The organism is Streptomyces sp. NPDC046759, assembly GCF_040645475.1.
In the GTDB taxonomy this organism is placed as follows: Bacteria; Actinomycetota; Actinomycetes; order Streptomycetales; family Streptomycetaceae; genus Streptomyces.
Genome location: NZ_JBEYYJ010000004.1, coordinates 58,148 through 82,989 on the forward strand (window position 1 = coordinate 58,148; position 24,842 = coordinate 82,989).

19 protein-coding genes and 1 pseudogene are annotated in these 24,842 nt (G+C 72.7%); 14 read left to right on the forward strand and 6 right to left on the reverse strand.

Going from position 1 to position 24,842, the window contains the following annotated elements; translation table 11 throughout:
* The first annotated feature begins 128 nt into the window (after window positions 1-128).
* A complete protein-coding gene (locus ABZ919_RS06880) occupies window positions 129-2,066 on the forward strand; it encodes a DUF6350 family protein (protein ID WP_361243584.1) in 1,938 nt (645 codons plus the stop codon).
* A 51-nt stretch (window positions 2,067-2,117) separates the two neighbouring features.
* On the opposite strand, the gene ABZ919_RS06885 is transcribed toward ABZ919_RS06880, so the two are convergent.
* Window positions 2,118-2,987, reverse strand: a complete 870-nt coding sequence (locus ABZ919_RS06885) for a hypothetical protein (protein ID WP_361243586.1) — start codon at window positions 2,985-2,987, stop codon at window positions 2,118-2,120.
* A gap of 301 nt (window positions 2,988-3,288) precedes the next feature.
* Between ABZ919_RS06885 and purN the strand changes: the two genes are divergently transcribed.
* Together purN and purH are read left to right on the forward strand one after the other, a co-directional pair.
* A complete protein-coding gene (gene purN / locus ABZ919_RS06890; RefSeq protein ID WP_361243588.1) occupies window positions 3,289-3,927 on the forward strand; it encodes a phosphoribosylglycinamide formyltransferase in 639 nt (212 codons plus the stop codon).
* 32 nt (window positions 3,928-3,959) lie between these two features.
* A complete protein-coding gene (gene purH / locus ABZ919_RS06895) occupies window positions 3,960-5,495 on the forward strand; it encodes a bifunctional phosphoribosylaminoimidazolecarboxamide formyltransferase/IMP cyclohydrolase (protein WP_361244081.1) in 1,536 nt (511 codons plus the stop codon).
* 158 nt (window positions 5,496-5,653) lie between these two features.
* Here the strand turns inward: purH and ABZ919_RS06900 are convergent, their stop codons facing one another.
* Window positions 5,654-6,226, reverse strand: coding sequence for a hypothetical protein (locus ABZ919_RS06900; RefSeq protein ID WP_361243590.1), 573 nt, complete (start codon window positions 6,224-6,226; stop codon window positions 5,654-5,656).
* A gap of 262 nt (window positions 6,227-6,488) precedes the next feature.
* Between ABZ919_RS06900 and ABZ919_RS06905 the strand changes: the two genes are divergently transcribed.
* The 4 genes from ABZ919_RS06905 (at window position 6,489) to ABZ919_RS06920 (ending at window position 10,843) form a co-directional block, all read left to right on the forward strand.
* A complete protein-coding gene (locus ABZ919_RS06905; protein WP_361243592.1) occupies window positions 6,489-7,343 on the forward strand; it encodes a bifunctional methylenetetrahydrofolate dehydrogenase/methenyltetrahydrofolate cyclohydrolase in 855 nt (284 codons plus the stop codon).
* On the forward strand, window positions 7,333-7,806 hold the full coding sequence (locus ABZ919_RS06910) for a DUF3017 domain-containing protein (RefSeq protein ID WP_361243594.1): 474 nt from the start codon (window positions 7,333-7,335) through the stop codon (window positions 7,804-7,806). The genes ABZ919_RS06905 and ABZ919_RS06910 overlap by 11 nt, the downstream gene beginning before the upstream one ends.
* A 419-nt stretch (window positions 7,807-8,225) precedes the next feature.
* The gene (locus ABZ919_RS06915; protein ID WP_361243595.1) at window positions 8,226-9,497 is read left to right on the forward strand and encodes a DUF2690 domain-containing protein; all 1,272 of its coding nucleotides are present in this window, start codon (window positions 8,226-8,228) and stop codon (window positions 9,495-9,497) included.
* 356 nt (window positions 9,498-9,853) lie between these two features.
* Window positions 9,854-10,843, forward strand: a complete 990-nt coding sequence (locus tag ABZ919_RS06920) for a malate dehydrogenase (RefSeq protein ID WP_361243597.1) — start codon at window positions 9,854-9,856, stop codon at window positions 10,841-10,843.
* Between the two features lie 99 nt (window positions 10,844-10,942).
* On the opposite strand, the gene ABZ919_RS06925 is transcribed toward ABZ919_RS06920, so the two are convergent.
* Window positions 10,943-12,337, reverse strand: coding sequence for an MFS transporter (locus tag ABZ919_RS06925; protein WP_361243599.1), 1,395 nt, complete (start codon window positions 12,335-12,337; stop codon window positions 10,943-10,945).
* Window positions 12,338-12,462: 125 nt separating this feature from the next.
* Between ABZ919_RS06925 and ABZ919_RS06930 the strand changes: the two genes are divergently transcribed.
* The 6 genes from ABZ919_RS06930 (at window position 12,463) to ABZ919_RS06955 (ending at window position 20,737) form a co-directional block, all read left to right on the forward strand.
* Window positions 12,463-13,368, forward strand: coding sequence for a LysR family transcriptional regulator (locus ABZ919_RS06930; protein WP_361243601.1), 906 nt, complete (start codon window positions 12,463-12,465; stop codon window positions 13,366-13,368).
* Window positions 13,369-13,530: 162 nt separating this feature from the next.
* Window positions 13,531-15,051, forward strand: coding sequence for an aldehyde dehydrogenase family protein (locus tag ABZ919_RS06935; protein ID WP_361243603.1), 1,521 nt, complete (start codon window positions 13,531-13,533; stop codon window positions 15,049-15,051).
* A gap of 104 nt (window positions 15,052-15,155) precedes the next feature.
* Window positions 15,156-16,685, forward strand: coding sequence for a GMC oxidoreductase (locus ABZ919_RS06940; RefSeq protein ID WP_361243605.1), 1,530 nt, complete (start codon window positions 15,156-15,158; stop codon window positions 16,683-16,685).
* Window positions 16,685-17,806, forward strand: a complete 1,122-nt coding sequence (locus ABZ919_RS06945; RefSeq protein WP_361243607.1) for a glycine betaine/L-proline ABC transporter ATP-binding protein — start codon at window positions 16,685-16,687, stop codon at window positions 17,804-17,806. Before ABZ919_RS06940 ends, ABZ919_RS06945 begins: the two co-directional genes overlap by 1 nt.
* Window positions 17,806-19,752, forward strand: a complete 1,947-nt coding sequence (locus ABZ919_RS06950; protein WP_361243609.1) for an ABC transporter permease subunit — start codon at window positions 17,806-17,808, stop codon at window positions 19,750-19,752. Before ABZ919_RS06945 ends, ABZ919_RS06950 begins: the two co-directional genes overlap by 1 nt.
* Before the next feature lies 1 nt (window position 19,753).
* Entirely contained in the window at window positions 19,754-20,737 is a 984-nt protein-coding gene (locus ABZ919_RS06955; RefSeq protein ID WP_361243611.1) for an ABC transporter substrate-binding protein, read from the forward strand.
* Here the strand turns inward: ABZ919_RS06955 and ABZ919_RS06960 are convergent.
* Window positions 20,704-21,435: an isocitrate lyase/phosphoenolpyruvate mutase family protein gene (locus ABZ919_RS06960; RefSeq protein ID WP_361243613.1), complete on the reverse strand. Its 732-nt coding sequence runs from the start codon at window positions 21,433-21,435 to the stop codon at window positions 20,704-20,706. The two genes, ABZ919_RS06955 and ABZ919_RS06960, sit on opposite strands and share 34 nt — an antisense overlap.
* Window positions 21,436-21,497: 62 nt before the next feature.
* On the opposite strand from ABZ919_RS06960, the pseudogene ABZ919_RS06965 reads away from it, so the two are divergent.
* Window positions 21,498-22,580, forward strand: a pseudogene (locus ABZ919_RS06965) (PLP-dependent aminotransferase family protein); the annotation flags it as partial.
* A 35-nt stretch (window positions 22,581-22,615) separates the two neighbouring features.
* Here the strand turns inward: ABZ919_RS06965 and ABZ919_RS06970 are convergent.
* A complete protein-coding gene (locus ABZ919_RS06970) occupies window positions 22,616-23,443 on the reverse strand; it encodes a DMT family transporter (RefSeq protein ID WP_361244083.1) in 828 nt (275 codons plus the stop codon).
* Window positions 23,444-23,533: 90 nt separating this feature from the next.
* On the reverse strand, window positions 23,534-24,739 hold the full coding sequence (rocD, locus tag ABZ919_RS06975; protein ID WP_361243615.1) for an ornithine--oxo-acid transaminase: 1,206 nt from the start codon (window positions 24,737-24,739) through the stop codon (window positions 23,534-23,536).
* Window positions 24,740-24,842 lie beyond the last annotated feature (103 nt).

The following is a 24,842-nucleotide window of genomic DNA, read 5'->3' on the forward strand; positions in this document are numbered from 1 at the left end:
CTCCACGCTCACCTCCGCTGTCGTGGTACACCCTTCCGTACCAAAAAGAACATAAACGTATATTGTGCGACACATCGGTAGTTCGCCTGTTGCGACGGGAAAGCGTGTGTCATTGGGAGCATGGCCGCGTGATTCTGACGACCGCTCGCCGAACGTCGCTGTCGCCCCTGCTGACCCGGATGCGGGACCGCGAGCCCGGGCTGGCCGCGAGTTTCCTGGGCGGCGCCGTGGCGGCCGGGCTCGGGTTCGCCTCGTTCGCCGCGCTGCTGATGGTGCTGTGGGTCAGCTCGCCGTACCCCGACAGCGGTCCGGGCGGCGCGCTGCACGTCGCCGCCGCGTTGTGGCTGCTCGCGCACGGTGTCGAACTGATCCGCACCGAGACGCTCTCCGGCGCGCTCCTGCCGGTGGGCGTCTCGCCGTTGCTGCTCCTCCTGCTGCCGGTGTGGCTGGTGTACCGGGCGGCCAGGGACGCGGTGGACGCGCCCGCCGACGCCGACGGCCCGCCGCCCGTGCCGGCGCGCACGGTGTGGACGGGGGTCGTCCTCGGCTATCTCGTCGTCGGCGGCGCGGTCGCCCTGTACTGCGGGGGCGCGGAACTGCGTCCCAGGTGGCCCTGGGTGACGGTGTGTCTGCCGCTGGTCGCGGCGGGCTCGGCGGCGGCCGGGGTGTGGTCGGCGTACGGCTGTCCGCGCGAGCCGGTGCTGAGGGCGCTCGCGGTGCTGCCGGAGCCGGTGCGGCGGCTGGTCCTCGGCGCGGACGAGTGCGCCCGGCTGGGTACGGCCGTACGGGCCACCGGCGCGGCCATGGCGGTGCTCCTCGGCGGCGGGTCGCTGCTGCTCGGAGTGTCGATGGTGTGGCACGGCTGGGCGGCGCGGGCGTCCTTCCTGCAGCTGACGGAGGGATGGACGGGGCGGTTCGCGGTGCTGCTGCTCGGTGTCGCCCTGATTCCCAACGCGGCGGTGTGGGCCGCGTCCTACGCCCTCGGCCCCGGCTTCCTCCTCGGCGTCGGGCATCCGGTGCAGCCCTTCGCCTCCCATCCGGCCCCGCTCCTGCCGCCCTTCCCGCTGCTGGCGGCGGTGCCGGACGCGGGCGTCGGCACCCCGGCCAACTGGGCGGCGGGGCTGGTGCCGGCGGTGGCCGGGGTGACGGCGGGGTGGTTCGTCGCACGGGGAGCCGTGGGCCTGCCGGAGCCGGGCGCGCCGGCGCCGACGCGCTGGTCGGCGGCCCGTACCGCCGGGGTGACGCTGCTGACGGCGGTGCTCTGTGCGGCCGCCTTCGCCCTGCTCGCCGAGTGGGCGGGTGGCCCGCTGGGCGTGTCCGCGCTGGCCCGCTTCGGACCGGTGTGGTGGCAGAGCGGGGGAGCGGCGGGGGCGTGGACGGCGCTGTTCGCGCTGCCGGTGGCGCAGGTGGTACGGGCGTGGCGGCTGTGGAGGCGGCGGGCGCGGGGTGGTGACGTTCCGGCGCAGGGCACGCGGGCGGGGGCCGGCGGGACCGGAAAGGAACAGCCGAGGGCGAAGGCCGTCGCCCGGGCCGATGAGGCCGGTGGGAAGAAGGAGCCCGCCGAAGGGAAGGACGGGGGCAGGCGCACGGGCAAGGGCGAGCAGGCGGCCGACGGGAAGGGGCCGGGCAAGGGCGAGCAGGCGGCCGACGGCAAGGAGCCCGGCAAGGTCAAGGTGCCGGGCAAGGGCAGGGAAGCGCCCGACGGCAAAGAGGCGGCCGACGGCAAGGGCCCCGGCAAGGGCAGGGAGGCCGGCAAGGGCAGGACCGTCATCGCCCGGCCGGAGCCCCTTCCCGAGGAGGAGCTGTACGACTTCCTCCCGACCGACGACCCCTTCCCCTCGGACTGGCACGACGACCTGGCGCGCGCCTCACGCTGGGCCGCCCTGCGGGAGGCGGCCGCCTCCGACGGCCCGTCCGTCCCATGGACGAGTCCCACGCCGCCGCCACTCTCCGAGCCGCGCCCGGAACCGACCGACCGGACCTCGCCGTCGCCGGACGCGCCGGAGCCGGCGCACCCGGAGTCGCCGTCGCCGGAGACCCCGCAACCCCCTGAACCGGCCCCATGACCGGCCGGCCGCGGCCCGCGGCGTTGCAGGCGCGGCTCCGGCCGTGGGGTCTCAGCTGTTCCCGACTCCCAGAACGCCCCGCAGCTCCTGCGGCAGCAGCCGGTCGCAGGACTGTTTGGCCTCGTGCGTGAGGGCGTCGCTGACGCAGGTGTAGTAGTCGCGGTAGACCAGCTGGACGGTGAACGTGGAGGCCACCAGGACCAGCGCCAGGCAAGCCGTGAGCAGGCCGCCGATGGCCGCCGTCGTCTGGGGCCGGGCCGCTCCCGGTGGCGTCGGGGTGTCCGGGCCGGACCCGCGGGGCTTGGTGCGCAGGGCGCTGATGCCCCAGTACAGGGCCAGCGCGCCCAGCAGCAGGGCCACGTACGTCCAGCCGAACAGGGCGAAGAAGACGGCCCACATGCCGGACAGGAGAGCGTAGCGCGCGCGGCGCTGGGTGGGGTCGGTCGGGTCCCAGCGCATGCCGGGACCGGTCGGTCCGCCGGGGCCCTGGGGGCCGCCGCCGGGGCGCTCGCCGAAGCCGCCGGGGGAGCGTCCGGGCTGGCGGTCGCTCCACTGGCTGCCCCACGCGGGGCCGCCCCCATCACCGGAGCCATGAGAGCCCTCGGGGTGGCGCGGCTGCCAGGGCCGGTCGGGGGTGCCCTCGGGCGGCGGCGCGAAGGGGTTGTCGTCCTGCTGTCCGCCGCCCCGTCCGTCGCCGTCCCGACCGCCCGGACGCGCCTGTCCGCCCTGACCCGCCTGTCCGCCCGGACGCGCCTGTCCGCCCTGACCCGCCTGACCGCCTTGACCCGCCTGACCGCCCTGGTCCTCCTGGTAAGCCTCGGCCGGCGAGGTCGGCCGCTCCCGGAGCAGCACGGTGCGACGCTCGCCTTCCTGGGCAGGGCTCGGAGGGAACGTGAGGAGTCGCAGGCTGCGATCGGGCATCAAAAGAGCGTCTTCCCCTAGGTGAATACGGCTGTGACCACGGCAGTCCGATATGAGCTTTCCCCCCGACAACGCACGGTACGACGACCGCGTTCCCGAAGCTGCCCTCCGTGATTCCTTGCGAACGCTACCTTCCGGCCCCGCCCCCGTCCCGAGGGGGCCGTCCCGTGTGCCGGTATCGTTGCTGACGGTCGGCCGCTTCGTAGACTTCCCTGTATCGCGGGGCGTGAAGCATTCGTATGAATGCACAAAGCGAAAGCGCCGGCCGGTACCGTCGCCCACCCCGAGAAAGGGCCCCATCGTGGCCGCCACCCCCGCTGGCCCAGCGGTCAAGCGCCTCGTCGTGCTGGTCTCCGGATCCGGCACCAACCTTCAGGCGCTCCTGGACGAGATCGAGCGCACCGGAGCCGAGCGGTACGGCGCCCGGATCGTCGCCGTAGGGGCCGACCGCGACGGCATCGAGGGGCTCGCCCGCGCCGAGCGCGCCGGGCTGCCGACCTTCGTGTGCAAGGTCAGGGACCACGAGAGCCGGAAGGTCTGGGACGCCGCCCTCGCCGAGGCCGTGGCCGGGTACGAGCCGGATCTGGTCGTCTCCGCCGGATTCATGAAGATCGTCGGCAAGGAGTTCCTGGCCCGCTTCGGCGGCCGGTTCGTGAACACGCACCCGGCGCTCCTCCCCAGCTTTCCGGGGGCCCACGGCGTCCGTGACGCGCTCGCGTACGGCGCCAAGGTCACCGGCTGCACCGTCCACTTCGTCGACGACGGCGTCGACACCGGCCCGATCATCGCTCAGGGCGTGGTCGAGGTCCGGGACGAGGACGACGAGAGCGCGCTGCACGAGCGCATCAAGGAAGTCGAGCGAAGGCTGCTCGTCGAGGTCGTGGGGCGGCTCGCCCGCAACGGCTATCGCATCGAGGGACGAAAGGTAGTTATCCAGTGACCGCCCAGACCAACGACAGCACCAAGCGGGCCATGCGCCGCGCGCTCGTCAGCGTCTACGACAAGACCGGACTGGAAGAGCTGGCCCGCGGGCTGCACGAGGCCGGTGTGTCGATCGTCTCCACCGGCTCCACCGCCTCCCGCATCGCCGCCGCCGGCGTCCCCGTCACCAAGGTCGAGGAGCTGACCGGCTTCCCCGAGTGCCTGGACGGCCGGGTCAAGACCCTGCACCCGAGGGTGCATGCGGGCATCCTCGCCGACCTGCGCCTGGACAGCCACCGCGAGCAGCTCGCCGAGCTGGGCGTCGAGCCGTTCGACCTGGTCGTCGTCAACCTCTACCCCTTCCGGGAGACGGTCGCCTCCGGCGCCTCGGACGACGAGTGCGTGGAGCAGATCGACATCGGCGGCCCCTCCATGGTCCGCGCCGCCGCCAAGAACCACCCGTCGGTCGCCGTGGTCACCAGCCCCGAGCGGTACGCCGACGTTCTCGCGGCCGTCCAGGACGGCGGCTTCGACCTGGCCGCCCGCAAGCGGCTGGCCGCCGAGGCCTTCCGGCACACCGCCGCGTACGACGTGGCCGTCGCCTCCTGGTTCGCCTCCTCCTACGCCCCCGTCGACGAGTCGTCCTTCCCGGACTTCCTGGGCGCCACCTACGAGCGCAAGAGCACCCTGCGCTACGGCGAGAACCCGCACCAGGACGCCGCTCTCTACGTGGACGGCACCGGTGGCCTCGCCGAGGCCGAGCAGCTGCACGGCAAGGAGATGTCGTACAACAACTACACGGACACGGACGCCGCCCGCCGTGCCGCGTACGACCACGACGAGCCCTGCGTCGCGATCATCAAGCACGCCAACCCCTGCGGCATCGCGGTCGGCGCGGACGTCGCCGAGGCGCACCGCAAGGCGCACGCCTGCGACCCGGTGTCCGCGTACGGCGGTGTCATCGCCGTGAACCGTCCGGTCAGCAAGGAGATGGCCGAGCAGGTCGCGGAGATCTTCACCGAGGTCATCGTCGCGCCGGACTACGAGGAGGGGGCGCTGGAAGCCCTCACCAAGAAGAAGAACCTCCGCGTGCTGAAGGCCCCGAGCGCCCCCTGCAACCGGGTCGAGGCCAAGCAGGTCGACGGCGGTGTGCTGCTCCAGGTCACCGACCGCCTCCAGGCCGACGGCGACGACCCGGCCACCTGGACGCTGGCCAGCGGCGAGGCGCTCGGCGAGGAGGAGCTGAAGGAGCTCGCCTTCGCCTGGAAGGCGTGTCGCGCGGTGAAGTCCAACGCGATCCTGCTCGCCAGGGACGGCGCCTCGGTCGGCGTCGGCATGGGCCAGGTGAACCGCGTCGACTCCTGCAAGCTGGCGGTCGAGCGGGCCGGCGAGGAGCGTGCCCGGGGTGCCTACGCGGCCTCCGACGCCTTCTTCCCGTTCCCGGACGGCCCGGAGATCCTGATCGACGCCGGTGTCCGGGCGATCGTCCAGCCGGGCGGCTCGATCCGTGACGAGCAGGTCGTCGAGGCCGCCAAGAAGGCCGGCGTGACGATGTACTTCACGGGTACGCGCCACTTCTTCCACTGAGCAGCCGCGGAGAAGCCGACGGCCTCCGGCCCCCCTTCGAGGGAGCCGGAGGCCGTCGTGCTCCGGGGGAAGACATCAGGGCCGTGTCTCTCCCCGGACGGGAAAGACACGGCCCTCGACGCCGGTGTGGCGCGAACTGTTTCCTCGCGCGGGCGGGTTCAGTAGCGCGGGCGGTTGAACCACGCCTTGCCGTTGGCGCCGCCCACGAAGCAGGCGATCAGGATGGCCAGCACCGTGTGCACGAGGCCCACGATGACGAACGGGTACAGGCCGAGGACGGCGGTGATGATGCCGAACACGAGCGTGGTGACGCGGACACCGTTGCCGCCGGTGTTGAACTTCACCGCGAGCACGGCCGCGAACACGCCCCAGGCGAGCGCGAACACCGCCATGGCCACCAGGATTCCGGTTCCGTAGTCGGCCATCCGCTGGAAGGCGGAGTCGTCCTGCAGGGTGCTGTCGTGCTTCGCGTGGTTCACGGCCGCCGCGTAGAACGCGCATCCCGCCACGCCGATCACCTGCAGGCCGACGATCACCCAGAGCATCACGCGGGCCGCGCTGACGCTGCCCGGCATGGCGGCCATCGGGACGCCGCCGCCGTACTGCTGCTGGACCGGCGGGGCCTGCGGGTAGCCGTAGCCCGGCTGCTGCGGCTGCTGCTGCGGGTAGGCGTAACCGGGCTGCTGGCCCTGAGGGGGACCGTAGGGATTGTTCGGGTCGCCGAAGCTCATGGCGCTGTTTCCTCCGTTGATCGAGTGCGGGGACGAGGCGCGGCACTGCACGGAGGAGAGTTTCAACAGATGCGGTCCGTCCCCCCGTCGAGCTGCCCGCTGCACTGCGCTGCTCATCGTTCTTGACCGGTTACTGACTTGTCCAGCCAGTGGACGCATGTGTTGTGCAAGTGCAACATCGTTGATCATCTGCTGACCATGCGGTACGGCGTACGGCCACCCGGATTGGAACCGTGGCCGGGTCATCCGCGAGGATGGGAACATGACCGCCCAGATTCTCGATGGCAAGGCCACCGCAGCCGCGATCAAGTCCGATCTGACCGCCCGCGTGGCGGCGCTGAAGGAGAGGGGCGTCACGCCCGGCCTCGGCACGATCCTGGTCGGGGACGACCCCGGCAGCCAGAAGTACGTCGCCGGCAAGCACCGCGACTGCGCGCAGGTCGGCATCGCCTCGATCCAGCGCGAACTGCCTGCCACGGCCACGCAGGAGGAGATCGAGGCGGTCGTCAGGGAGCTGAACGAGGACCCGGCCTGCACCGGTTACATCGTCCAGCTGCCGCTGCCCAAGGGCATCGACGAGAACCGCATCCTGGAGCTGATGGACCCGGCCAAGGACGCCGACGGCCTGCACCCGATGAACCTCGGCCGGCTGGTGCTGAACGAGCCCGCCCCGCTGCCCTGCACCCCGAACGGCATCCTGACCCTGCTGCGCCGCCACGGCGTGGAGATCAAGGGCGCCGAGGTCGTGGTCGTCGGCCGCGGTGTCACCATCGGCCGGCCGATGCCGCTGCTGCTCACCCGGCGCAGCGAGAACGCCACCGTGACCCAGTGCCACACCGGCACCCGCGATCTGTCCGCCCACCTGAAGCGGGCCGACATCGTCATCGCCGCGGCCGGCTTCCCGCACCTGATTCGCGCCGAGGACGTCAAGCCGGGCGCCGCCGTCCTGGACGTCGGTGTCTCCCGCAACGCCGAGGGCAAGATCGTCGGCGACGTGCACCCGGACGTCCTCGAGGTGGCCGGCTGGATCTCCCCGAACCCCGGCGGTGTGGGCCCGATGACCCGGGCGCAGCTGCTGGTCAACGTGGTCGAGGCGGCGGAGCGCAGTGCCGGCTGAGCGGGCGCACGGCGGTGAGCCGACCGTGCGCGACGCGATCAGCGCCCCTGACGCCGAGGGGCGCCCCCGGCGGACCACGCGCCGCTTCCCGCGGATCACCAGGGACACCGCCCGGCCCGAGGGCGGCGGCCGGGCCGCGTCCGGTGACGCCCCGGCCCCGGCGCGGCAGTGGCCCCTGCTCGTCGTGCTCGGCACGGTGGCGCTCGGACTGCTGCTGACCGCGCTGGACGTGTTCCGCTTCGGCACCCTGCTGATCGGCGCCGCCCTGCTGGCCGGTGCGGTGATGCGCTGGATCCTGCCCGGCGTCGGCATGCTCGCCGTCCGCTCCCGCTTCACGGACATCGCCACCTACGGCATCCTCGGCCTGGCGATCGTGCTGCTGGCGCTGATGGCGCAGCCCAAGCCGTTGATGGAGATACCGTTCCTGAAGGACGTCCTGCACTTCACGCTCAGCGACAGGTAACGCGGGCCGCCGCGGAAAGCGGATGTCGCGCCGCCGGTGGCCCGCCTCCCCCTGGGACGCGGGCCACCGGTGTACCCCCGTCCTTCGACGGTACGGCCGCCCGGCCGGATGCCGCATCCCTCAACAGATTGAACTCCCGTACCACTCAGGGTGGTTGCCGGCCTTTCCCGGCAACTTCCGGACGGCCCGACGGCGGCTCGCCCCCACCCCCGACGAGGGGCGAACCACCGTCGTCAAACACCCTTCCGCCCGTGAACCGCCTGTTCAACGCCTGTCCTTGCGCTGTGGCACGGAAGTGACCGTTCCGCTACGGTGCCCACGCGCCGTCCATGCTCCCGCGCGCCCCCACTGCGGGAACTGCGCCCCTTAGACAGTGCATCCTTGTGGGTAGCCAGGACGGGGGAAGCAGGGGGGAAGCGATGCCTCGTTGGAAAGACCTGCCGGAGGGTCTGGATCCGCAGATCAGGGAGTTCACCTGCCAGGTGCGGCGGCTCGTGGACCGCAGCGGTCTGAGCGTCGCGGCACTCGCCGACCGCACGGGCTACAGCAAGACGTCCTGGGAGCGTTACCTGGGCGGCCGACTCCTCGCGCCCAAGGGTGCGGTCATCGCGCTCGCCGAGGTCACCGGAACCAGTCCCGTGCATCTGACCACGATGTGGGAGCTGGCCGAACGCGCCTGGAGCCGGGCCGAGATGCGGCACGACCGCACCATGGAGGCGATCCGCATCTCCCAGGCGCGCGCCGCGCTCGGGGAGGCCGGGGCGGCGGAGGCGACCGGGGGGCCGGCCGGGCGCAAGGACGGCGGTATCGGCGCGGCCACCGGGATCGCCGGTCCGGCCGGCGTCTCCCCGACGATTCCCGTCCAGCCGTCCGCCCCCGACGCCGACGCCCGCAAGGACGCGGGGCGCGACCGGGCCGAGCGCGCGGATCACGAGCCCGCCGACGGCGCGGGGGGCGGTGCGGCCGACGGCGACGGCGGGTCCGAAGCCGCCAACTCCTGGGGAGTGGCCGGGTACCAGGGGCCGTCCAGGACGAGCGCCCGCCCCGGTGGCGCGGCGCGCGCGGGTGCCGCTGCCGGCGCCGGGGCGGCCGCCGCGAACGGTGCGCGGCCCGGCGCCTTTGCCGGCGGCCCGGGATGGCCGCCGGACACCCCGCATCCGTACGACGGACAGCCGCAGGCGGCCCGCCCGGCCCCGGGGAACGCCGGACGGCAGCGGGTGTTGATGTTCCTCGCCGGGCTCGTCGGGGTGGCCGTCGTCATCGGTGCCGTCTTCATCTTCACCGACCGGGGCGGCGCCAGGCACCCGAGCGCCAAGCCGCCGTCCGCGACGGCCTCCACGCACGTGAGCCGGCCGCCCGGCGTCAAGTGCGCCGGTTCCGCCTGCGACGGCAAGGACGCCGAGGCGATGGGGTGCAGCGGCGACCTGGTGACCACCGCCAGGACCGCCACCGTCGGCACCACCACCCTGGAGGTCCGCTACAGCAAGGCTTGCGGCACCGCCTGGGGCCGCATCACCGGCGCGGCCGACGGCGACAAGGTCCAGATCTCCGCCGGCCGGGACCGGCAGACCGGCGAGACCTCCGGCGCCGGCGACACCATTGCCTACACCCCGATGGTCGCGGTGCAGGACGCCGGGCAGGCCAAGGCCTGCGCGACGCTGGCGTCCGGGCGGACGGGGTGCACCCGGTAGGGCGAAGCGCGCGCCGCAGGGTGGAACGACCAAGGAAAAAACAAGGAGGGCGGAATTCCGGTGCGGGACGCATGGCGCGCCGGAAACTGGGCACGCGAGCCTGTACCCCCACGGGAGTCCGGCCCTCCGGTACCCCCCACCCGGTGGCCGCCTCCGTCCTCTCCCCCTCTCCCGGACAGGCGGCCGCCGGGTTGTGCGACACGTGTCCGACTTGTGGGGTGAGCCACAGGGCCCCGTACGTCTCGCATGCCGGATGCGCGATAGCCTGACCGCTGGATCGATCTCTTGACGCCAAGAGATCGATCATCCGTCCGGGGCAGGGACGCCCCATCGCCAGCTGTCATACGGAGAACGCCATGACCCGCACTCCCGTGAACGTCACCGTCACCGGCGCGGCCGGCCAGATCGGTTACGCCCTGCTCTTCCGCATCGCCTCCGGCCAGCTGCTCGGCGCGGACGTGCCGGTCAAGCTGCGCCTGCTGGAGATCACCCCGGCCCTGAAGGCCGCCGAGGGCACGGCCATGGAACTCGACGACTGCGCCTTCCCGCTGCTCCAGGGCATCGACATCAGCGACGACCCGAACGTCGCCTTCGACGGCGCGAACGTAGCCCTCCTCGTCGGCGCCCGCCCCCGCACCAAGGGCATGGAGCGCGGCGACCTGCTGGAGGCCAACGGCGGCATCTTCAAGCCCCAGGGCAAGGCCATCAACGACCACGCCGCGGACGACATCAAGGTCCTCGTCGTCGGCAACCCGGCCAACACCAACGCCCTCATCGCGCAGGCCGCCGCGCCGGACGTCCCGGCCGAGCGCTTCACCGCGATGACCCGCCTGGACCACAACCGCGCGCTGACCCAGCTCGCGAAGAAGACGGGGTCCACGGTCGCCGACATCAAGCGCCTGACCATCTGGGGCAACCACTCCGCCACCCAGTACCCGGACATCTTCCACGCCACCGTCGCCGGCAAGAACGCCGCCGAGGTCGTGAACGACGAGAAGTGGCTGGCCGAGGACTTCATCCCGACCGTCGCCAAGCGCGGTGCCGCGATCATCGAGGCCCGTGGCGCCTCGTCGGCCGCCTCCGCCGCCAACGCCGCGATCGACCACGTGCACACCTGGGTCAACGGCACCGCCGAGGGTGACTGGACCTCCATGGGCATCCCGTCGGACGGCTCCTACGGCGTCCCCGAGGGTCTGATCTCCTCCTTCCCGGTCACCTGCAAGGACGGCAAGTACGAGATCGTCCAGGGCCTGGACATCAACGAGTTCTCCCGTGCGCGTATCGACGTGTCGGTGAAGGAGCTCGAGGAGGAGCGCGAGGCGGTCCGCTCCCTCGGCCTCATCTGACGGCTCCGGAAGACACGGCAGAGCTCGGCACCCCGCCGTAGGGGTGCCGAGCTCTGCCGTGTGCGGGCGGGTGACGGGGTGCATGCGCGGTGCGCAGCACTAGCGGGCCGCAGTGCCGTCGGCTTCGTGGTGCGGCACCCTGCCGGGGCGGGCGAGCGGGCCGTACTCCGCCACCACCAGTGCCGTGGCCGCGAGTACCACCAGCCCCACCGTCCGCAGCGCCGGTCCCATGCCGTGCAGCAGGTCGGGGTGGGAGGACAGGACAGTACCGGTGACGGCCACGCCCAGCGCGGCACCGGTCTCCCGGGCCGTCGTACCGAGGCCGGAGCCGAGGCCCGCCTGGTGGGCCGGGAGCGAGGTGACCACGCCGAGCGTGAGGGCCGGCATGGACAGCCCCGCACCGGCCGAGATGACCAGGAGCCAGCAGACGAACACCGCGTACGGCGTGCCCGCGTCGGCCGTGGACGCGCCGAGCAGACCCAGGCCGATCAGGGTCAGACCGGCGCCGATGACGGCCCGGGGACGGCCGGCCCAGCGGGTGGCCAGCTTCTGCGCCGCGGCCATCCCGAACACCAGCGGCATGATCGCCACCCCGGTGACGGCGGCCCCGAAGCCCTTGACGCCCTGCAGGTACTGCGAGTTGACGAAGAACAGGGCGAAGAGGCCGAAGAATCCGGTGGCCGTGCCGAGGGAGGCCGCCCGGAGCCGGGCGGAGCCGAAGACCCGTGGGTCGAAGAGGGGGGCCGCCGAGCGCAGGGCGTGCAGCGCGAAGGCGGCGATCAGCAGGGCGCCCGCGGCGAAGGCGCCGAGGATGCGGGCGGAGGTCCAGCCGTAGGGCGGGCCCTCGATGATGCCGAACAGGACCGCGACCAGCCCCGCGGTGAGCAGCAGGGTGCCCAGCGGGTCGGGATTGCTCCGGGCGGAGCGCTCGGTGCGCGGGACGGTGACCGCGACGGCCACGGCGAGGGCGGCGGCGAGCGGGACCATGACCGCGAACAGGGCACGCCAGGTGAGGAACTGCCCGGCCAGCCCGCCGCCCAGGTTGCCCGCCGCGCCGCCCAGGCCGATCGACAGCGTCCAGGCACCCATCGAGCGGGCCCGGCGCTCGGGAGCGGACAGGTGCATCAGGACCGAGAGGGTGGCCGGGGTGATCAGTGCCGCTCCGGCGCCGGACAGCCCCCGGCCCGCTATCAGGAAGGCCGGGCCGGTGGCGAGCGCGCTGGTGGCGGCGCCCGCCGCGAACAGGGCGAGCCCGGCGAGCAGGGCGCCCTTGCGGCCGTACCGGTCGCCGAGCGCGCCGGCCGGGACGAGCAGGCCCGCGAAGACGATGACGTAGGCGTCGACCGTCCACAGGATCCCGGTGCGCGAGGGATGCAGGGACGACGAACTCAGCTGCGGAATCAGGAGGTTGATCGCGGCGACCATGCTCTGGGCGACCAGGACGCAGGCGCAGAGCGCGAGCAGGGTGGAGCGTTTCAGGGCGTGCGGGGGCACGGCTCCTCCTGGGAGTGAAGGCGGTGGGGTGGTCGGGACGCGCCCGGTGGCGCTCTCGGATGCGCTCACCGTAGGCTCGCCGCTGACCTGCTTTCCAGTGCAACCTTTGCAAGGGATGCCTGCACATGACGCAATCCATGGGCCTCGACCTGAACCTGCTGGTCGCGTTGGACGTGCTGCTGGAGGAACAGAGCGTGCAGGGCGCCGCCCACCGCCTGCATCTGTCCGAGCCCGCCATGAGCCGCACGCTCGGCCGGATCCGCAAGGCGCTCGGCGATCCGATCCTGGTGCGCGCCGGACGCCGGATGGTGCCCACCCCGCACGCGCTGGCCGTGCGGGCCGAGGTGAGCGCGGTGGTGGAGCGGGCCCGCGCCCTGTTCACGCCGGGCCGCCAGATCGATCTGCGCACGGTGAGCCGGACCTTCACGCTCCTCGGCCACGACGCGATCGCCGCCACCCACGGAGCCGCGCTCTTCGCCCGCGCCGCCCGCGAGGCGCCCGGCATCCGTCTGCGCTTCCTGTCCGAGAGCCACGTGGACGCGCCGTTCCTGCGTCAGGGCACCGCCGACCTGGAGGTCGGGGTGATCGACACGGTCGCGCCCGAGGTGCATGTGGAGACGGTGTACGAGGAGCGCATGCTGGGCGTCGTACGGCGCGGGCACCCGCTGCTCGACGGGGAGCTGACCCCCGCGCGGTTCGCCGGGGAGGCGGGCCACCTCATCGTCTCCCGGCGCGGCAGGCAGCGCGGACCGATCGACGACGCCCTCGCCGGGCTCGGCCTCGCACGGCGGGTGGTGGGCAGTGTCGGCACCTACCCGGCCTCGATGTTCGTGCTGCGCGAGACCGACCTGATCGGGCTGATCACCTCCTACGGCCGCCCGATGGCCGACGCCCTCGGACTGGTCACCTTCGAGATCCCCCTCTCCCTGCCCTCGGTCGAGGTGGGCTTCGCCTGGCATCCGCGCCACGACGCCGATCCCGCCCACGCCTGGCTGCGTGATTGCGTACGGGAACTGATGATCCAGATGTAGCCCGTTTTTGTCCGTTTTCGAACCTGTTTTTAGTGACGCCGCGCACGTTCGACCATGAATTGCGCATGCGATTCATGGGCCCGGGGCAGGCGGCCACGGTCCCTGAGCCGGTCACGCCTGTGACACAGGGGCATGGATCAGGAACGGAAGGCAATACCGATCATGGCGGACAGAACGGAACGAAAGGCCCAGGCCACCATCCACGCGGGAGGCGAGTGGCTGGAGGCGATCTCCGGTGCGACCCGCGAGATCCTGGACCCCGCGGACGCCCGGCCCTTCGCCGTGGTCGCCGAGGGTGACGAGAAGGACGCCGAGCGCGCCGTGGCCGCCGCCCGGCAGGCGTTCGACAGCGGCCCGTGGCCCCGTACCCCCGTCGCCGAGCGCGCCGCCCTGCTGCGCCGCGTCGCCGACCTCCTCGTCCGCGACCGCGAGGACCTCGGCCTGCTGGAGAGCCGGGACGCGGGCAAGACCGTCGAGGAGGGCCGGACCGACATCGACTGCGTCGCCGACGCCTTCCGCTACTTCGCCGACCTGGTCGCCGCCGAGGCGCCCGGCCGGGTCGTGGACGCGGGTTCGCCCGACGTCCACAGCGTCGTCGTGCACGAGCCGGTGGGCGTCTGCGCACTGATCACCCCCTGGAACTACCCGCTCCTCCAGGCCAGCTGGAAGATCGCCCCGGCGCTCGCCGCGGGCAACACCTTCGTGGTCAAGCCCAGCGAGATCACCCCGATGACCACCGTCGCGCTGATCGAGCTGCTGGCCGAGGCGGGCCTGCCCGCCGGAGTGGCCAACATCGTCACCGGTCCCGGCCACACCGTCGGCGCCCGGCTCGCCGAGCACCCCGACGTCGACCTGGTCTCCTTCACCGGTGGCCTGGTCAGCGGCATCAAGGTGGCCCAGGCCGCCGCCCCCACCGTGAAGAAGACCGCCCTCGAACTCGGCGGCAAGAACCCCAACGTGGTCTTCGCCGACGCCTGCGCCACCGAGGAGGGCTTCGACACCGCCGTCGACCAGGCACTCAACGCCGCCTTCATCCACAGCGGCCAGGTCTGCTCGGCCGGCGCCCGGCTCATCGTCGAGGAGTCCGTGCGGGACCGGTTCGTCACCGAACTCGCCGACCGGGCCCGGAAGATCAGGCTCGGGCGCGGCACCGAGGACGGCGTCGAGTGCGGCCCGCTGGTCTCCGAACAGCAGCGCGCCAAGACCGAGGCGTACGTCGCCTCCGCGCTGGCGGAGGGTGCCGTACTGCGCTGCGGCGGCAAGCGGCCCGAGCCGTCACCGCAGCGCCCGGCGACCGGCTACTTCTACGAGCCGACCGTCCTCGACGGCTGCCACCGCGAGATGAAGGTCGTACGCGAGGAGGTCTTCGGGCCGGTCCTCACCGTCGAGACCTTCCGCACGGAGGACGAGGCGGTGTTCCTCGCCAACGACACCGAGTACGGCCTCGCCGGCGCCGTGTGGACCGCCGACCCGGGCAGGGCCCGCCGCGTCGCGGGGCGGCTGCGCCACGGCACCGTCTGGATCAACGACTTCCACCCCTACCTGCCGCAGGCGGAGTGGGGCGGCTTCGGCCGGAGCGGCACCGGGCGCGAGCTGGGGCCGGCCGGACTCGCCGAGTACCGCGAGACCAAGCACGTCTACCAGAACCTCGCGCCGAAGCCGGTGCGCTGGTTCGCCGGCTGACCCCCCACCGGAGATCGCGCCGCACCCCCGGAACCGGGAGCAGGGCCCCACATCCCCGCTCCCGGTCCCCGCTCGACCTCCCACCCCCCAGGAGTAACCACCCCATGCACGATCACACCCACGAGTTCGACTACGTCGTCATCGGCGGCGGCACCGCAGGGTCCGTCATCGCCTCCCGCCTGACCGAGAACCCCGACGTCACCGTCGCCGTCATCGAGGGCGGCCCGAGCGACGTCGGCCGCGACGACGTCCTCACCCTGCGCCGCTGGATGGGTCTGCTCGGCGGCGACCTCGACTACGACTACCCGACCGTGGAACAGCCCCGCGGCAACTCCCACATCCGGCACAGCCGCGCCCGCGTCCTCGGCGGCTGCTCCTCGCACAACACCCTCATCTCCTTCAAGCCGCTCCCGTCCGACTGGGACGAGTGGGAGGAGGCCGGCGCCAAGGGCTGGGGCGCCGTCCCCATGGAGGCCTACTTCGCCCGTCTGAAGAACAACATCGTCTCCGTCGACGAGAAGGACCGGAACGCCATCGCCCGCGACTTCGTCGACGCCGCCCAGGCGGCGCTCGGGGTACCCCGCGTCGAGGGCTTCAACCGCAAGCCGTTCACCGAGGGCGTCGGTTTCTTCGACCTCGCCTACCACCCGGAGGACAACAAGCGGTCCTCGGCGTCGGTGGCGTACCTGCACCCCGTCATGGACGAGCGGGCCAACCTGACCATCCTGCTGGAGACCTGGGCCCACAGGCTGGAGCTGAACGGCACCCGCGCCGAGGGCGTGCACGTGCGCACCAAGGACGGCGAGGAGCTGCTGATCCGCGCCCGCAACGAGGTCGTGCTGTGCGCGGGCGCCGTCGACTCCCCGCGTCTGCTGCTGCACTCGGGCATCGGACCCCGCAGGGACCTGGAGGCCCTCGGCATCCCCGTCGTCCTCGACCTGCCGGGCGTCGGCGAGAACCTGCTGGACCACCCCGAGTCGGTCATCGTCTGGGAGACGCACGGCCCGATCCCGGAGAACTCCGCGATGGACTCCGACGCGGGACTGTTCGTGCGCCGCGACCCCGCAAGCGCGGGCCCCGACCTGATGTTCCACTTCTACCAGATCCCGTTCACGGACAACCCCGAGCGCCTGGGCTACGAACGCCCGCGGTACGGCGTCTCGATGACCCCGAACATCCCCAAGCCGAAGTCCCGCGGCCGCCTCTACCTCACCAGCGCCGACCCGTCCGTGAAGCCCGCCCTGGACTTCCGCTACTTCACCGACGAGGACGACTACGACGGCCGGACCCTGGTCGACGGCATCCGCATCGCCCGCGAGATCGCCAGGGCCGAACCGCTCGCGAGCTGGCTCAAGCGCGAGGTCTGCCCCGGCCCCGACGTCGTCGGCGACGCCGAGCTGAGCGAGTACGCCCGCAAGGTCGCGCACACCGTGTACCACCCCGCCGGCACCTGCAAGATGGGCGCCGCCGACGACGAACTCGCCGTGGTGGACCCTGAGTTGAGGATCCGCGGTCTCGAAGGAATTCGCATCGCCGACGCCTCCGTCTTCCCGACGATGACCGCCGTGAACCCGATGATCGGTGTGCTCATGGTCGGGGAGAAGGCCGTCGACCTGATCGGAAGTGACGCCTGATGACTCTCACCGTGCCCACACGCAAGCCGCCCACCACGACCGGCCCCGTCTTCTCGGTGTCCGGCCTGTGGAAGGTCTTCGGCCCGAAACCGGAACGGATCCCCGCCGACCCGGAGCTCGGCGCACTCGACCCCGCCGACCTCCGCGCCCGCACCGGCTGCACCGCGGCCGTCCGTGACGTCTCCTTCGACGTCCGCAAGGGCGAGGTCTTCGTCGTCATGGGCCTGTCCGGCTCCGGCAAGTCCACCCTGGTGCGCTGCCTGACGCGCCTCATCGAACCGACCGCCGGCACGATCGCCATCGACGGCGAGGACGTCCGCGCGATGGACAAGGCACGCCTGCGCGAACTGCGCCGGCACCGGGCCGCCATGGTCTTCCAGCACTTCGGCCTGCTCCCGCACCGCACGGTCCTCGACAACGTGGCCTACGGCCTGGAGATCCAGGGCATGGGCAGGGCCGAGCGGCGCGAGCGGGCCGCCGAGGTCGTCGCCAAGGTCGGCCTCGAGGGCATGGAACACCGCCGCCCCGCCCAGCTCTCCGGCGGCCAGCGCCAGCGGGTGGGTCTGGCACGGGCGCTGGCCGTCGACCCCGAGGTCCTGCTCTTCGACGAGCCCTTCAGCGCCCTCGACCCGCTCATCCGGCGCGACATGCAGGACGAGGTGGCCCGCCTGCACCGCGAGGAGGGCCGCACGATGGTCTTCATCACCCACGACCTGTCCGAGGCACTGAAACTCGGCGACCGCATCGCCCTGATGCGCGACGGCAAGGTCGTCCAGCTGGGCACCCCGGAGGAGATCGTGGGCTCCCCGGCCGACGACTACGTCCGTGAGTTCGTCCGGGACGTACCGCGCGAACAGGTGATGACGTGCCGTTCGGCGATGCGTCCGGCCTCCGCCGGGGAGGCGGAGGCCGGCCCGGCGGTCCGCCCGCAGGCCACGGTCGCCGAGGCGATCGAGGCCGTGGCGCGGGCGGGAGAACCGGCCCGGGTCATGGACGAGGGCAAGTGCCTCGGCGTTGTCGACCACGAACAGCTGCTGGACGTGGTGGCCGGCGTGGCCACCCCGGCCCCGCGCGCACAGGCGATCCCCGCCCAGGCCAGTACCACCCCGGAGGCCATCTGATGGCAACGCTCAGTCTCCCGACCTCCGGTACCGGCAAACCCCGCATCCTCAAGAGCCGGGCCGCGGGCAAGCTCCTCCTGCTCGCCCTCTTCACCGCCGTCCTGCTGCCGTTCCTCAACGGCCGCTTCGGCAGCGGGTCCTGGCCCCACGAGCTGACCGTCCACCTCGACAAGCCCCTCACCACGGCCAGCAACTGGGTCATCGACAACCGGGACAGCCACCCGCTGTTCCTCTACTTCTTCGGCTACGTCAGCAACGCCGTCGTCCTCTCCGTCCGCGCCGTCTACCTCACCCTCCTCGCCGCGGGCTGGACCGGTGTCACCGCGTTCGGCACGCTCGTCGCCTGGCGCGTCGCCGGCGTCCGCCTGGCCGCCGGCACCGCGATCGCCTTCCTGGCCTGCGGCGCCCTCGGCATGTGGGTCCCGACCATGCAGACCCTCGCGCTGATGGTCGTAGCGGTCCTCGCCTCCGTGGCCGTCGGCGCGGTCCTCGGCCTCGGCGCCGGCCTCTCCGACCGCCTCGACCGCGCCCTGCGCCCGGTGCTGGACACCATGCAGGTGCTGCCGGCCTTCGCGTACCTCCTCCCCGTCGTCCTGGTCTTCGGCATCGGCGTCCCCGCGGCCGTCCTCGCCACCGTCGTCTACGCCGCCCCGCCGATGGCCCGCCTCACCGCGCTCGGCCTGCGCGGCGCCGACCCCGAGGTCCTGGAGGCCGTGGAGTCGCTCGGCGCGACCCGCCGCCAGCGGCTGCTCACCGCCCGCATCCCGCTGGCCCGCAAGGAACTCCTGCTCGGCCTCAACCAGACGATCATGATGGCGCTGTCCATGGCGGTCATCGCGTCCGTGATCGGCGCCGGCGGTCTCGGTGACCGCGTCTACCAGGCGCTCGCCTCGGTCGACGTCGGCCAGGCCCTCGCGGCCGGCATCCCGATCGTGCTGCTCGCCATCGTCCTGGACCGGGTCACCGCGGCCGCCGGATCCGGCACCCCGGCGAGCGACCGCCCGCAGACGATCGGCCGGCCGTACGCCCTCGCCGTCACCGTGGCGATCGCCCTGGTGACCCGCCTGCTCGGCGGTCTCGACTGGCCCTCCGGCTGGACCCTGGACATCGCCGAACCGGTCAACCGCGCCGTCGACTGGATGACCGCCCACCTCTACTCCGGCGTCCCGGTCGTCGGCGGCACCGCCGACTGGGCGGGCCACTTCACCACCTGGGTGCTGGACCCGGTGCGCGGTGGCCTGCAGTGGCTGCCCTGGTGGTCGGTGCTGCTGATCGTCGCCGCCCTGGCCTGGCTGATCGGCACCTGGCGCACCGCGCTGACCGCCGTCCTCGCCATGGCCGCCATCGGTGTGCTGGGGGTCTGGGAGCCGTCGCTCGACACCCTCTCGCAGGTGCTGGCCGCCGTCGCCGTCACCCTCGTCCTCGGCTTCGCGGCCGGCATCGCCGCCGCCCGCAGCGACCGCGTCGAACGCGCCCTGCGTCCCGTCCTGGACGTCTTCCAGACGATGCCGCAGTTCGTGTACCTGATTCCGGTCGTCGCCCTGTTCGGCGTCGGCCGCGCACCCGCGGTCGCCGCGGCCGTCGTCTACGCGCTCCCGGCCGTCGTCCGGATCACCGCGCAGGGCCTGCGCCAGGTCGACCCGGCCGCCCTGGAGTCGGCGCGCTCGCTCGGCGCGACCGGCCGCCAGCAGCTGTGGCAGGTCCAGCTCCCGCTCGCCAAGAGGTCGCTGCTGCTCGCCGTCAACCAGGGCGTGGTCCTGGTGCTCGCCGTCGTCATCATCGGCGGCCTGGTCGGCGGCGGCGCCCTCGGCTACAACGTCGCCTTCGGCCTCGCCCAGGGCGACCTGGCGACCGGCCTGGTGGCCGGTGCGGCCATCGTCTGCCTGGGCCTGATGCTCGACCGGGTGACCCAGCCGACGCAGCGACGTGCGACGAAGGGAGCGTGACATGAGCAAGCAGCTGAAACCGACGGGGCTCAAGCGCAGGACGGCCCTGGCCGCCGCCGGAGCGGCCACCGTGTCGCTGCTCACCGGCTGCGGTGCCGCCGACATGACCAAGCAGGCCAGCCCGTTCGCGAACGCCCGGGGCTCGAAGACGGTCACCCTGTCCGTGCAGTCCTGGGTGGGCGCGCAGTCCAACGTCGCCGTGGCCCAGTACCTCCTGGAGCACGAGCTGGGCTACCGCGTCGACACCGTCCAGGTGGACGAGGTGCCGGCCTGGGACGCGCTCAGCCAGGGCCGGGTCGACGCGATCCTGGAGGACTGGGGTCACCCCGACCAGGAGAAGCGGTACGTCGAGGACAAGAAGACGATCGCGCGGGGCGGCGACCTCGGGGTGACCGGTCACATCGGCTGGTTCGTGCCGACGTACCTCGTCAAGCAGCACCCCGACATCACGAACTGGAAGAACCTCAACAAGTACGCCTCGCTCTTCCGCACCGCGGAGAGCGGCGGCAAGGGCCAGCTGATGGACGGCTCGCCGTCGTACGTCACCAACGACAAGGCCCTGGTACAGAACCTGAAGCTGGACTACCAGGTCGTCTTCGCCGGCTCCGAGGCCGCCCAGATCACCCAGATGAAACAGTTCGCCAAGGAGAAGAAGCCCTTCCTGACCTACTGGTACTCGCCCCAGTGGCTGTTCAAGAAGGTCCCGATGACCGAGGTGAAACTGCCGCCGTACCGGGAGGGCTGCGACGCGGACGCGGCAAAGGTCGCCTGCGCCTACCCGCACACCCCGCTGCAGAAGTACCTGAACGCCGGCTTCGCGAAGTCCGGCGGCAAGGCGGCGGCCTTCCTGAGGAAGTTCAGGTGGACGACCGAGGACCAGAACGACGTCTCCCTGATGATCGCCGACGAGAAGCTCTCCCCCCAGGCCGCGGCCAAGAAGTGGGTGGACAGTCACCCCTCCGTGTGGAAACAGTGGCTGTCCTGAACATCCCGGGTGCTGCGACACTGGCCCCGGAGGGTGGCGGCGATCTCCGTCAGCGCGGCGGTCGCCCTGTGATGGAGTCCCGGCCCGAACGTGATGCGGGTGGCCCCGAGTTCGCCGAGTCCGGCGGGCGAGGGGCCGCTCCCGTCCAGCCGGGCCAGTGCGTTCAGCGGACCCTGGATCCCGGACCGCAGCAGGGGCAGTACGCCGACGGGGGCGAGGATCGGATAGATGCAGTCCGCGCCCGCCGCCACGTACAACGCGGCCCGCTCGATGGCCCGTCCGGGGTCGCCGTCCCCGTGCGCGAAGACGTCGACCCGGGCGTTGACGAACAGCCGGTCCGCGGCGGCCGAGCGCACCTCGGCGAGGTACTCGGCGTGCTCCTGCGGGTCCTTGAGGACACCACGGTCGGAGTCCTCGATGTTGCACCCCACGACACCCGCCTCCAGCAGCCGCTCCACCAGCTCCTTCGGCGCGAGGCCGTAGCCGCCCTCGACGTCCGCCGACACCGGCACGTCCACCACTCGCGTGATCCGGGCGACCGCGGCGAACATCTCACCGGCCGGGGTGGCCCCGTCCGCGTACCCGAGCGAGGCGGCCACCCCCGCGCTCGGCGTGGCCAGCGCCGGAAACCCGGCCGCGGCGAACACGCGCGCGCCGGCCGCGTCCCAGGGCCCGGGCAGGACCAGCGGATCGCCCACCCGCGTCCGGTACGGCAGCGGACGGCACGCCCGACCGGGCGCCGGCGCCCCGGCGCAGCGAACCGGCCCGCCCGGTCCACAGCCTCGTCCCCGGCACTCCCGACCTCGCCGCCTTCCCGCGCGCCGAGTGGCTCGCGGCCGCCCGCCGCGCCCTCACCACCGCCCCGTACCACGCCCTCGGCTACGGCGATGCGCGTGGCCGCCCCGAACTGCGTACCGCCCTGGCCGGGTATCTCGCGCGCGTGCGGGGCGTCCGTGCGGACCCCGAGCGGGTCCTGATCACCTCCGGTTTAGCTCACGCCCTGCGGATCACCGCCACGCTCCTCGGCGCGCGCGGGGTGCACACGGTCGCGGTCGAGTCGTACGGCCTCGACGTGCACCGGGATCTGCTCCGGCGGTCCGGACTCGCCACCCCGGCCCTCCCGTACGACGAACTCGGCACGGATCCAAGGGCGCCGGCGGGGGCGGGCGCCGTACTCCTGACCCCGGCCCACCAGTTCCCCATGGGCACGCCCCTGCACCCCGACCGGCGGGCCGCCGTCGTGGACTGGGCGCGGCGCACCGGCGGGCTGATCCTGGAGGACGACTACGACGGCGAGTTCCGCTACGACCGCCAGCCCGTCGGCGCCCTCCAGAGCCTCGACCCCGACCGCGTCATCTACTTCGGCACCGCCAGCAAGTCCCTGGCCCCCGGACTGCGGCTGGGCTGGATGGTGCTGCCGCCGTCCCTCGCCGAGGAGGCGGCCCGGGCCAAGGGCGGCACCGACACCGTGGGTACGCTGGAGCAGCTCACCCTCGCCGAGTTCCTCACCTGCGGCGCGTACGACCGTCATGTCCGCTCCTCGCGCCTGCGCTACCGGCGCCGCCGTGACGCCCTCGCCGCCGCCGTCGCGGCCCGCGCGCCCGAGGTGACGGTCACCGGCATCGCCGCCGGCCTGCACGCGGTCCTGCGCCTGCCGAACGGCATGGAACAGTCGGTGATCCAGGCGGCGGCCTGGCAGGGCCTCGCCCTGCACGGCCTGTCCTTCCACCGGCACCCGCAGGCCGTCACCGAGCCGCTGGACGCGCTGGTCGTGGGCTACGCGACGCCGCCGGACAGCGCCTGGGCGGGGGCACTGGACGCGTTGTGCAGGGTCCTGCCGTAGGGATCGGCGCCCCGAAGCCGAAGGTCTCCGCCGCCTCAGGCGGCCCCTTCCTCCACCGGCGCCTCCCCGAAGCGTGCGAGCGCCATCGCCCCCACCACGGCCACCACGAAACCGAGCACGGCCAGCCAGGCCAGGCCCTCCCGCGTACGGTCCCCCAGCCAGACCACACCGACGGCCGCCGGACCGATCGTCTCCCCGATCACCATGCCGGCCGTGGCCGTCGTCACCGACCCCCGCTGAAGAGCCGACGTCAGCAGCATGAACGCGGCGCCACCCCCGATCAGCAGGGCGTAGGCCGCCGGGTTGGTGACAAGATCCGCCGGTGCCAGGCTGTCGATCAGCCGGACCGACACCTCCACCACCCCGAACCCGAAACCGGCCCCGAGGCCGAGCACCAGCGCCCGTCCCGGCCCGGACAACCGCCCGCCCGCGAGGGCGAGGAGCAGTATCCCGACGGCCACGCCGAGCATCACGTACCGCAACGCGTCCGAGCCGTCCTCCGCACCCTCCGGCCCGGACGCCAGCCCCAGCATGGCGAGCCCGGCGCACACCACGGCCACCGCACCCCACTCCGTGCCGCTCAACCGCACCCGCAGCAGGCGCGCCGCCACCACCGCGGTCACCGCCAGACTCGACGCGAGGGCCGCGCTGACCGCATAGATCGGCAGGGACCGCAGCGCGGCGATCTGGAACAGGAAACCGAGCCCGTCCAGCGCCAGCCCGGCCAGGTACCGCCACTGTCTGAGCGCCCGCAGCAGCAGCGCCGCCTCGCCCCCACCACCCGCGCCGGCCGACCGCGCGGCCACCGCCTGCAACACCGTCGCGGTACCGAAGCAGACCGCCGCGCCGAGGGCGCACACCATTCCGAACAACACAGAGGGACTCTAGGGGAGTGGTGAAAGGGCGGGTCGCCCGGGCGGCCGTTCTCACCGGTCTGCGGACTCGGCCGCCGCTCAGCCGCTCAACACCGCCGCCAGCTGCTCCAGCCCCCAGTCCAGGTCCTCCTCGCCGATCACCAGCGGCGGGGCGATCCGTACGGTCGTCCGGTGCGTGTCCTTCACCAGCACCCCGCGGTCCATCAGCCGCTCCGACACCTCCCTTGCCGTGCCGGCCCCCGGCGCGACGTCCACGCCCGCCCACAGCCCGCGGCCGCGCACCGCCGTCACCGTGCCCGTCGCCCGCAGCGCCGCCAGCGCCCGGTGCATCCGCTCGCCCAGCCCGGCCGCCCGCGCCTGGAACTCGCCGGTGCGCAGCATCGCGATCACCTCCAGTGCCACCGCACAGGCCAGCGGGTTCCCGCCGAACGTCGACCCGTGCTCGCCCGGCCGGAACACCCCGAGCACCTCCGCACTCGAGACCACCGCCGACACCGGCACGATCCCGCCGCCCAGCGCCTTGCCCAGCACATACATGTCCGGGACCACGCCCTCGTGCTCGCACGCGAACGTCCGCCCGGTCCGGCCCAGTCCCGACTGGATCTCGTCGGCGACGAAGAGCACGTTCCGCTCGCGCGTCAGCTGCCGGACGGCGGGCAGATAGCCGGCCGGGGGCACGATCACGCCGTTCTCGCCCTGGATCGGCTCCAGCAGCACCGCCACGGTGTTCTCCGTCAGCGCCTGACGCATCGCCGTGAGATCGCCGTACGGCACGATCTCGAACCCGGGCGTGTAGGGCCCGAAGTCCGCCCGGGCCTCCGGGTCGGTGGAGAAGCTGATGATCGTCGTCGTACGCCCGTGGAAGTTGCCGCCCGCCACCACGATCTTCGCCATCTCCGCGGGCACGCCCTTCACCCGGTACCCCCACTTCCGGGCCGTCTTCACCGCGCTCTCTACCGCCTCGGCGCCGGTGTTCACCGGCAGCACCATCTCCATCCCGCACAGCTCGGCCAGCTCCGTGCAGAACGCCGGGAACCGGTCGTGCAGGAAGGCGCGGGACGTCAGCGTCACCCGCTCCAGCTGAGCCTTCGCCGCCTCGATCAGCCGCCGGTTGCCGTGGCCGAAGTTGAGCGCCGAGTAGCCGGCCAGCAGATCCAGGTACCGCCGCCCTTCCACGTCCGTCATCCACGCGCCCTCCGCCGTGGCCACGACGACCGGCAGCGGACGGTAGGTGGGCGCACAGTGCGCTTCGGCGGCGCTGATGAGGTCTTCTGCAGTGGTCATGGCCTCTCCCGGAGACGACGAGAACGCGACGGGGACACGACGATGAACTCCTTCCTATCCCCGCTCGCATGGTGGACGCGGGAGCTGCGCCGTCCGGCTCGCC

Coding starts and splice junctions, on each gene's coding strand:
- purH (WP_361244081.1), top strand. CDS start 3,960: ATGCGCCGCGCGCTCGTCAGCGTCTACGACAAGACCGGACTGGAAGAG.
- ABZ919_RS06920 (WP_361243597.1), top strand. CDS start 9,854: ATGACCCGCACTCCCGTGAACGTCACCGTCACCGGCGCGGCCGGCCAG.
- ABZ919_RS06940 (WP_361243605.1), top strand. CDS start 15,156: ATGCACGATCACACCCACGAGTTCGACTACGTCGTCATCGGCGGCGGC.
- ABZ919_RS06900 (WP_361243590.1), bottom strand. CDS start 6,226: ATGAGCTTCGGCGACCCGAACAATCCCTACGGTCCCCCTCAGGGCCAG.
- rocD (WP_361243615.1), bottom strand. CDS start 24,739: ATGACCACTGCAGAAGACCTCATCAGCGCCGCCGAAGCGCACTGTGCG.
- ABZ919_RS06955 (WP_361243611.1), top strand. CDS start 19,754: ATGAGCAAGCAGCTGAAACCGACGGGGCTCAAGCGCAGGACGGCCCTG.
- ABZ919_RS06930 (WP_361243601.1), top strand. CDS start 12,463: ATGACGCAATCCATGGGCCTCGACCTGAACCTGCTGGTCGCGTTGGAC.
- ABZ919_RS06885 (WP_361243586.1), bottom strand. CDS start 2,987: ATGCCCGATCGCAGCCTGCGACTCCTCACGTTCCCTCCGAGCCCTGCC.
- ABZ919_RS06905 (WP_361243592.1), top strand. CDS start 6,489: ATGACCGCCCAGATTCTCGATGGCAAGGCCACCGCAGCCGCGATCAAG.
- ABZ919_RS06945 (WP_361243607.1), top strand. CDS start 16,685: ATGACTCTCACCGTGCCCACACGCAAGCCGCCCACCACGACCGGCCCC.
- ABZ919_RS06915 (WP_361243595.1), top strand. CDS start 8,226: ATGCCTCGTTGGAAAGACCTGCCGGAGGGTCTGGATCCGCAGATCAGG.
- ABZ919_RS06935 (WP_361243603.1), top strand. CDS start 13,531: ATGGCGGACAGAACGGAACGAAAGGCCCAGGCCACCATCCACGCGGGA.
- ABZ919_RS06970 (WP_361244083.1), bottom strand. CDS start 23,443: ATGGTGTGCGCCCTCGGCGCGGCGGTCTGCTTCGGTACCGCGACGGTG.
- ABZ919_RS06950 (WP_361243609.1), top strand. CDS start 17,806: ATGGCAACGCTCAGTCTCCCGACCTCCGGTACCGGCAAACCCCGCATC.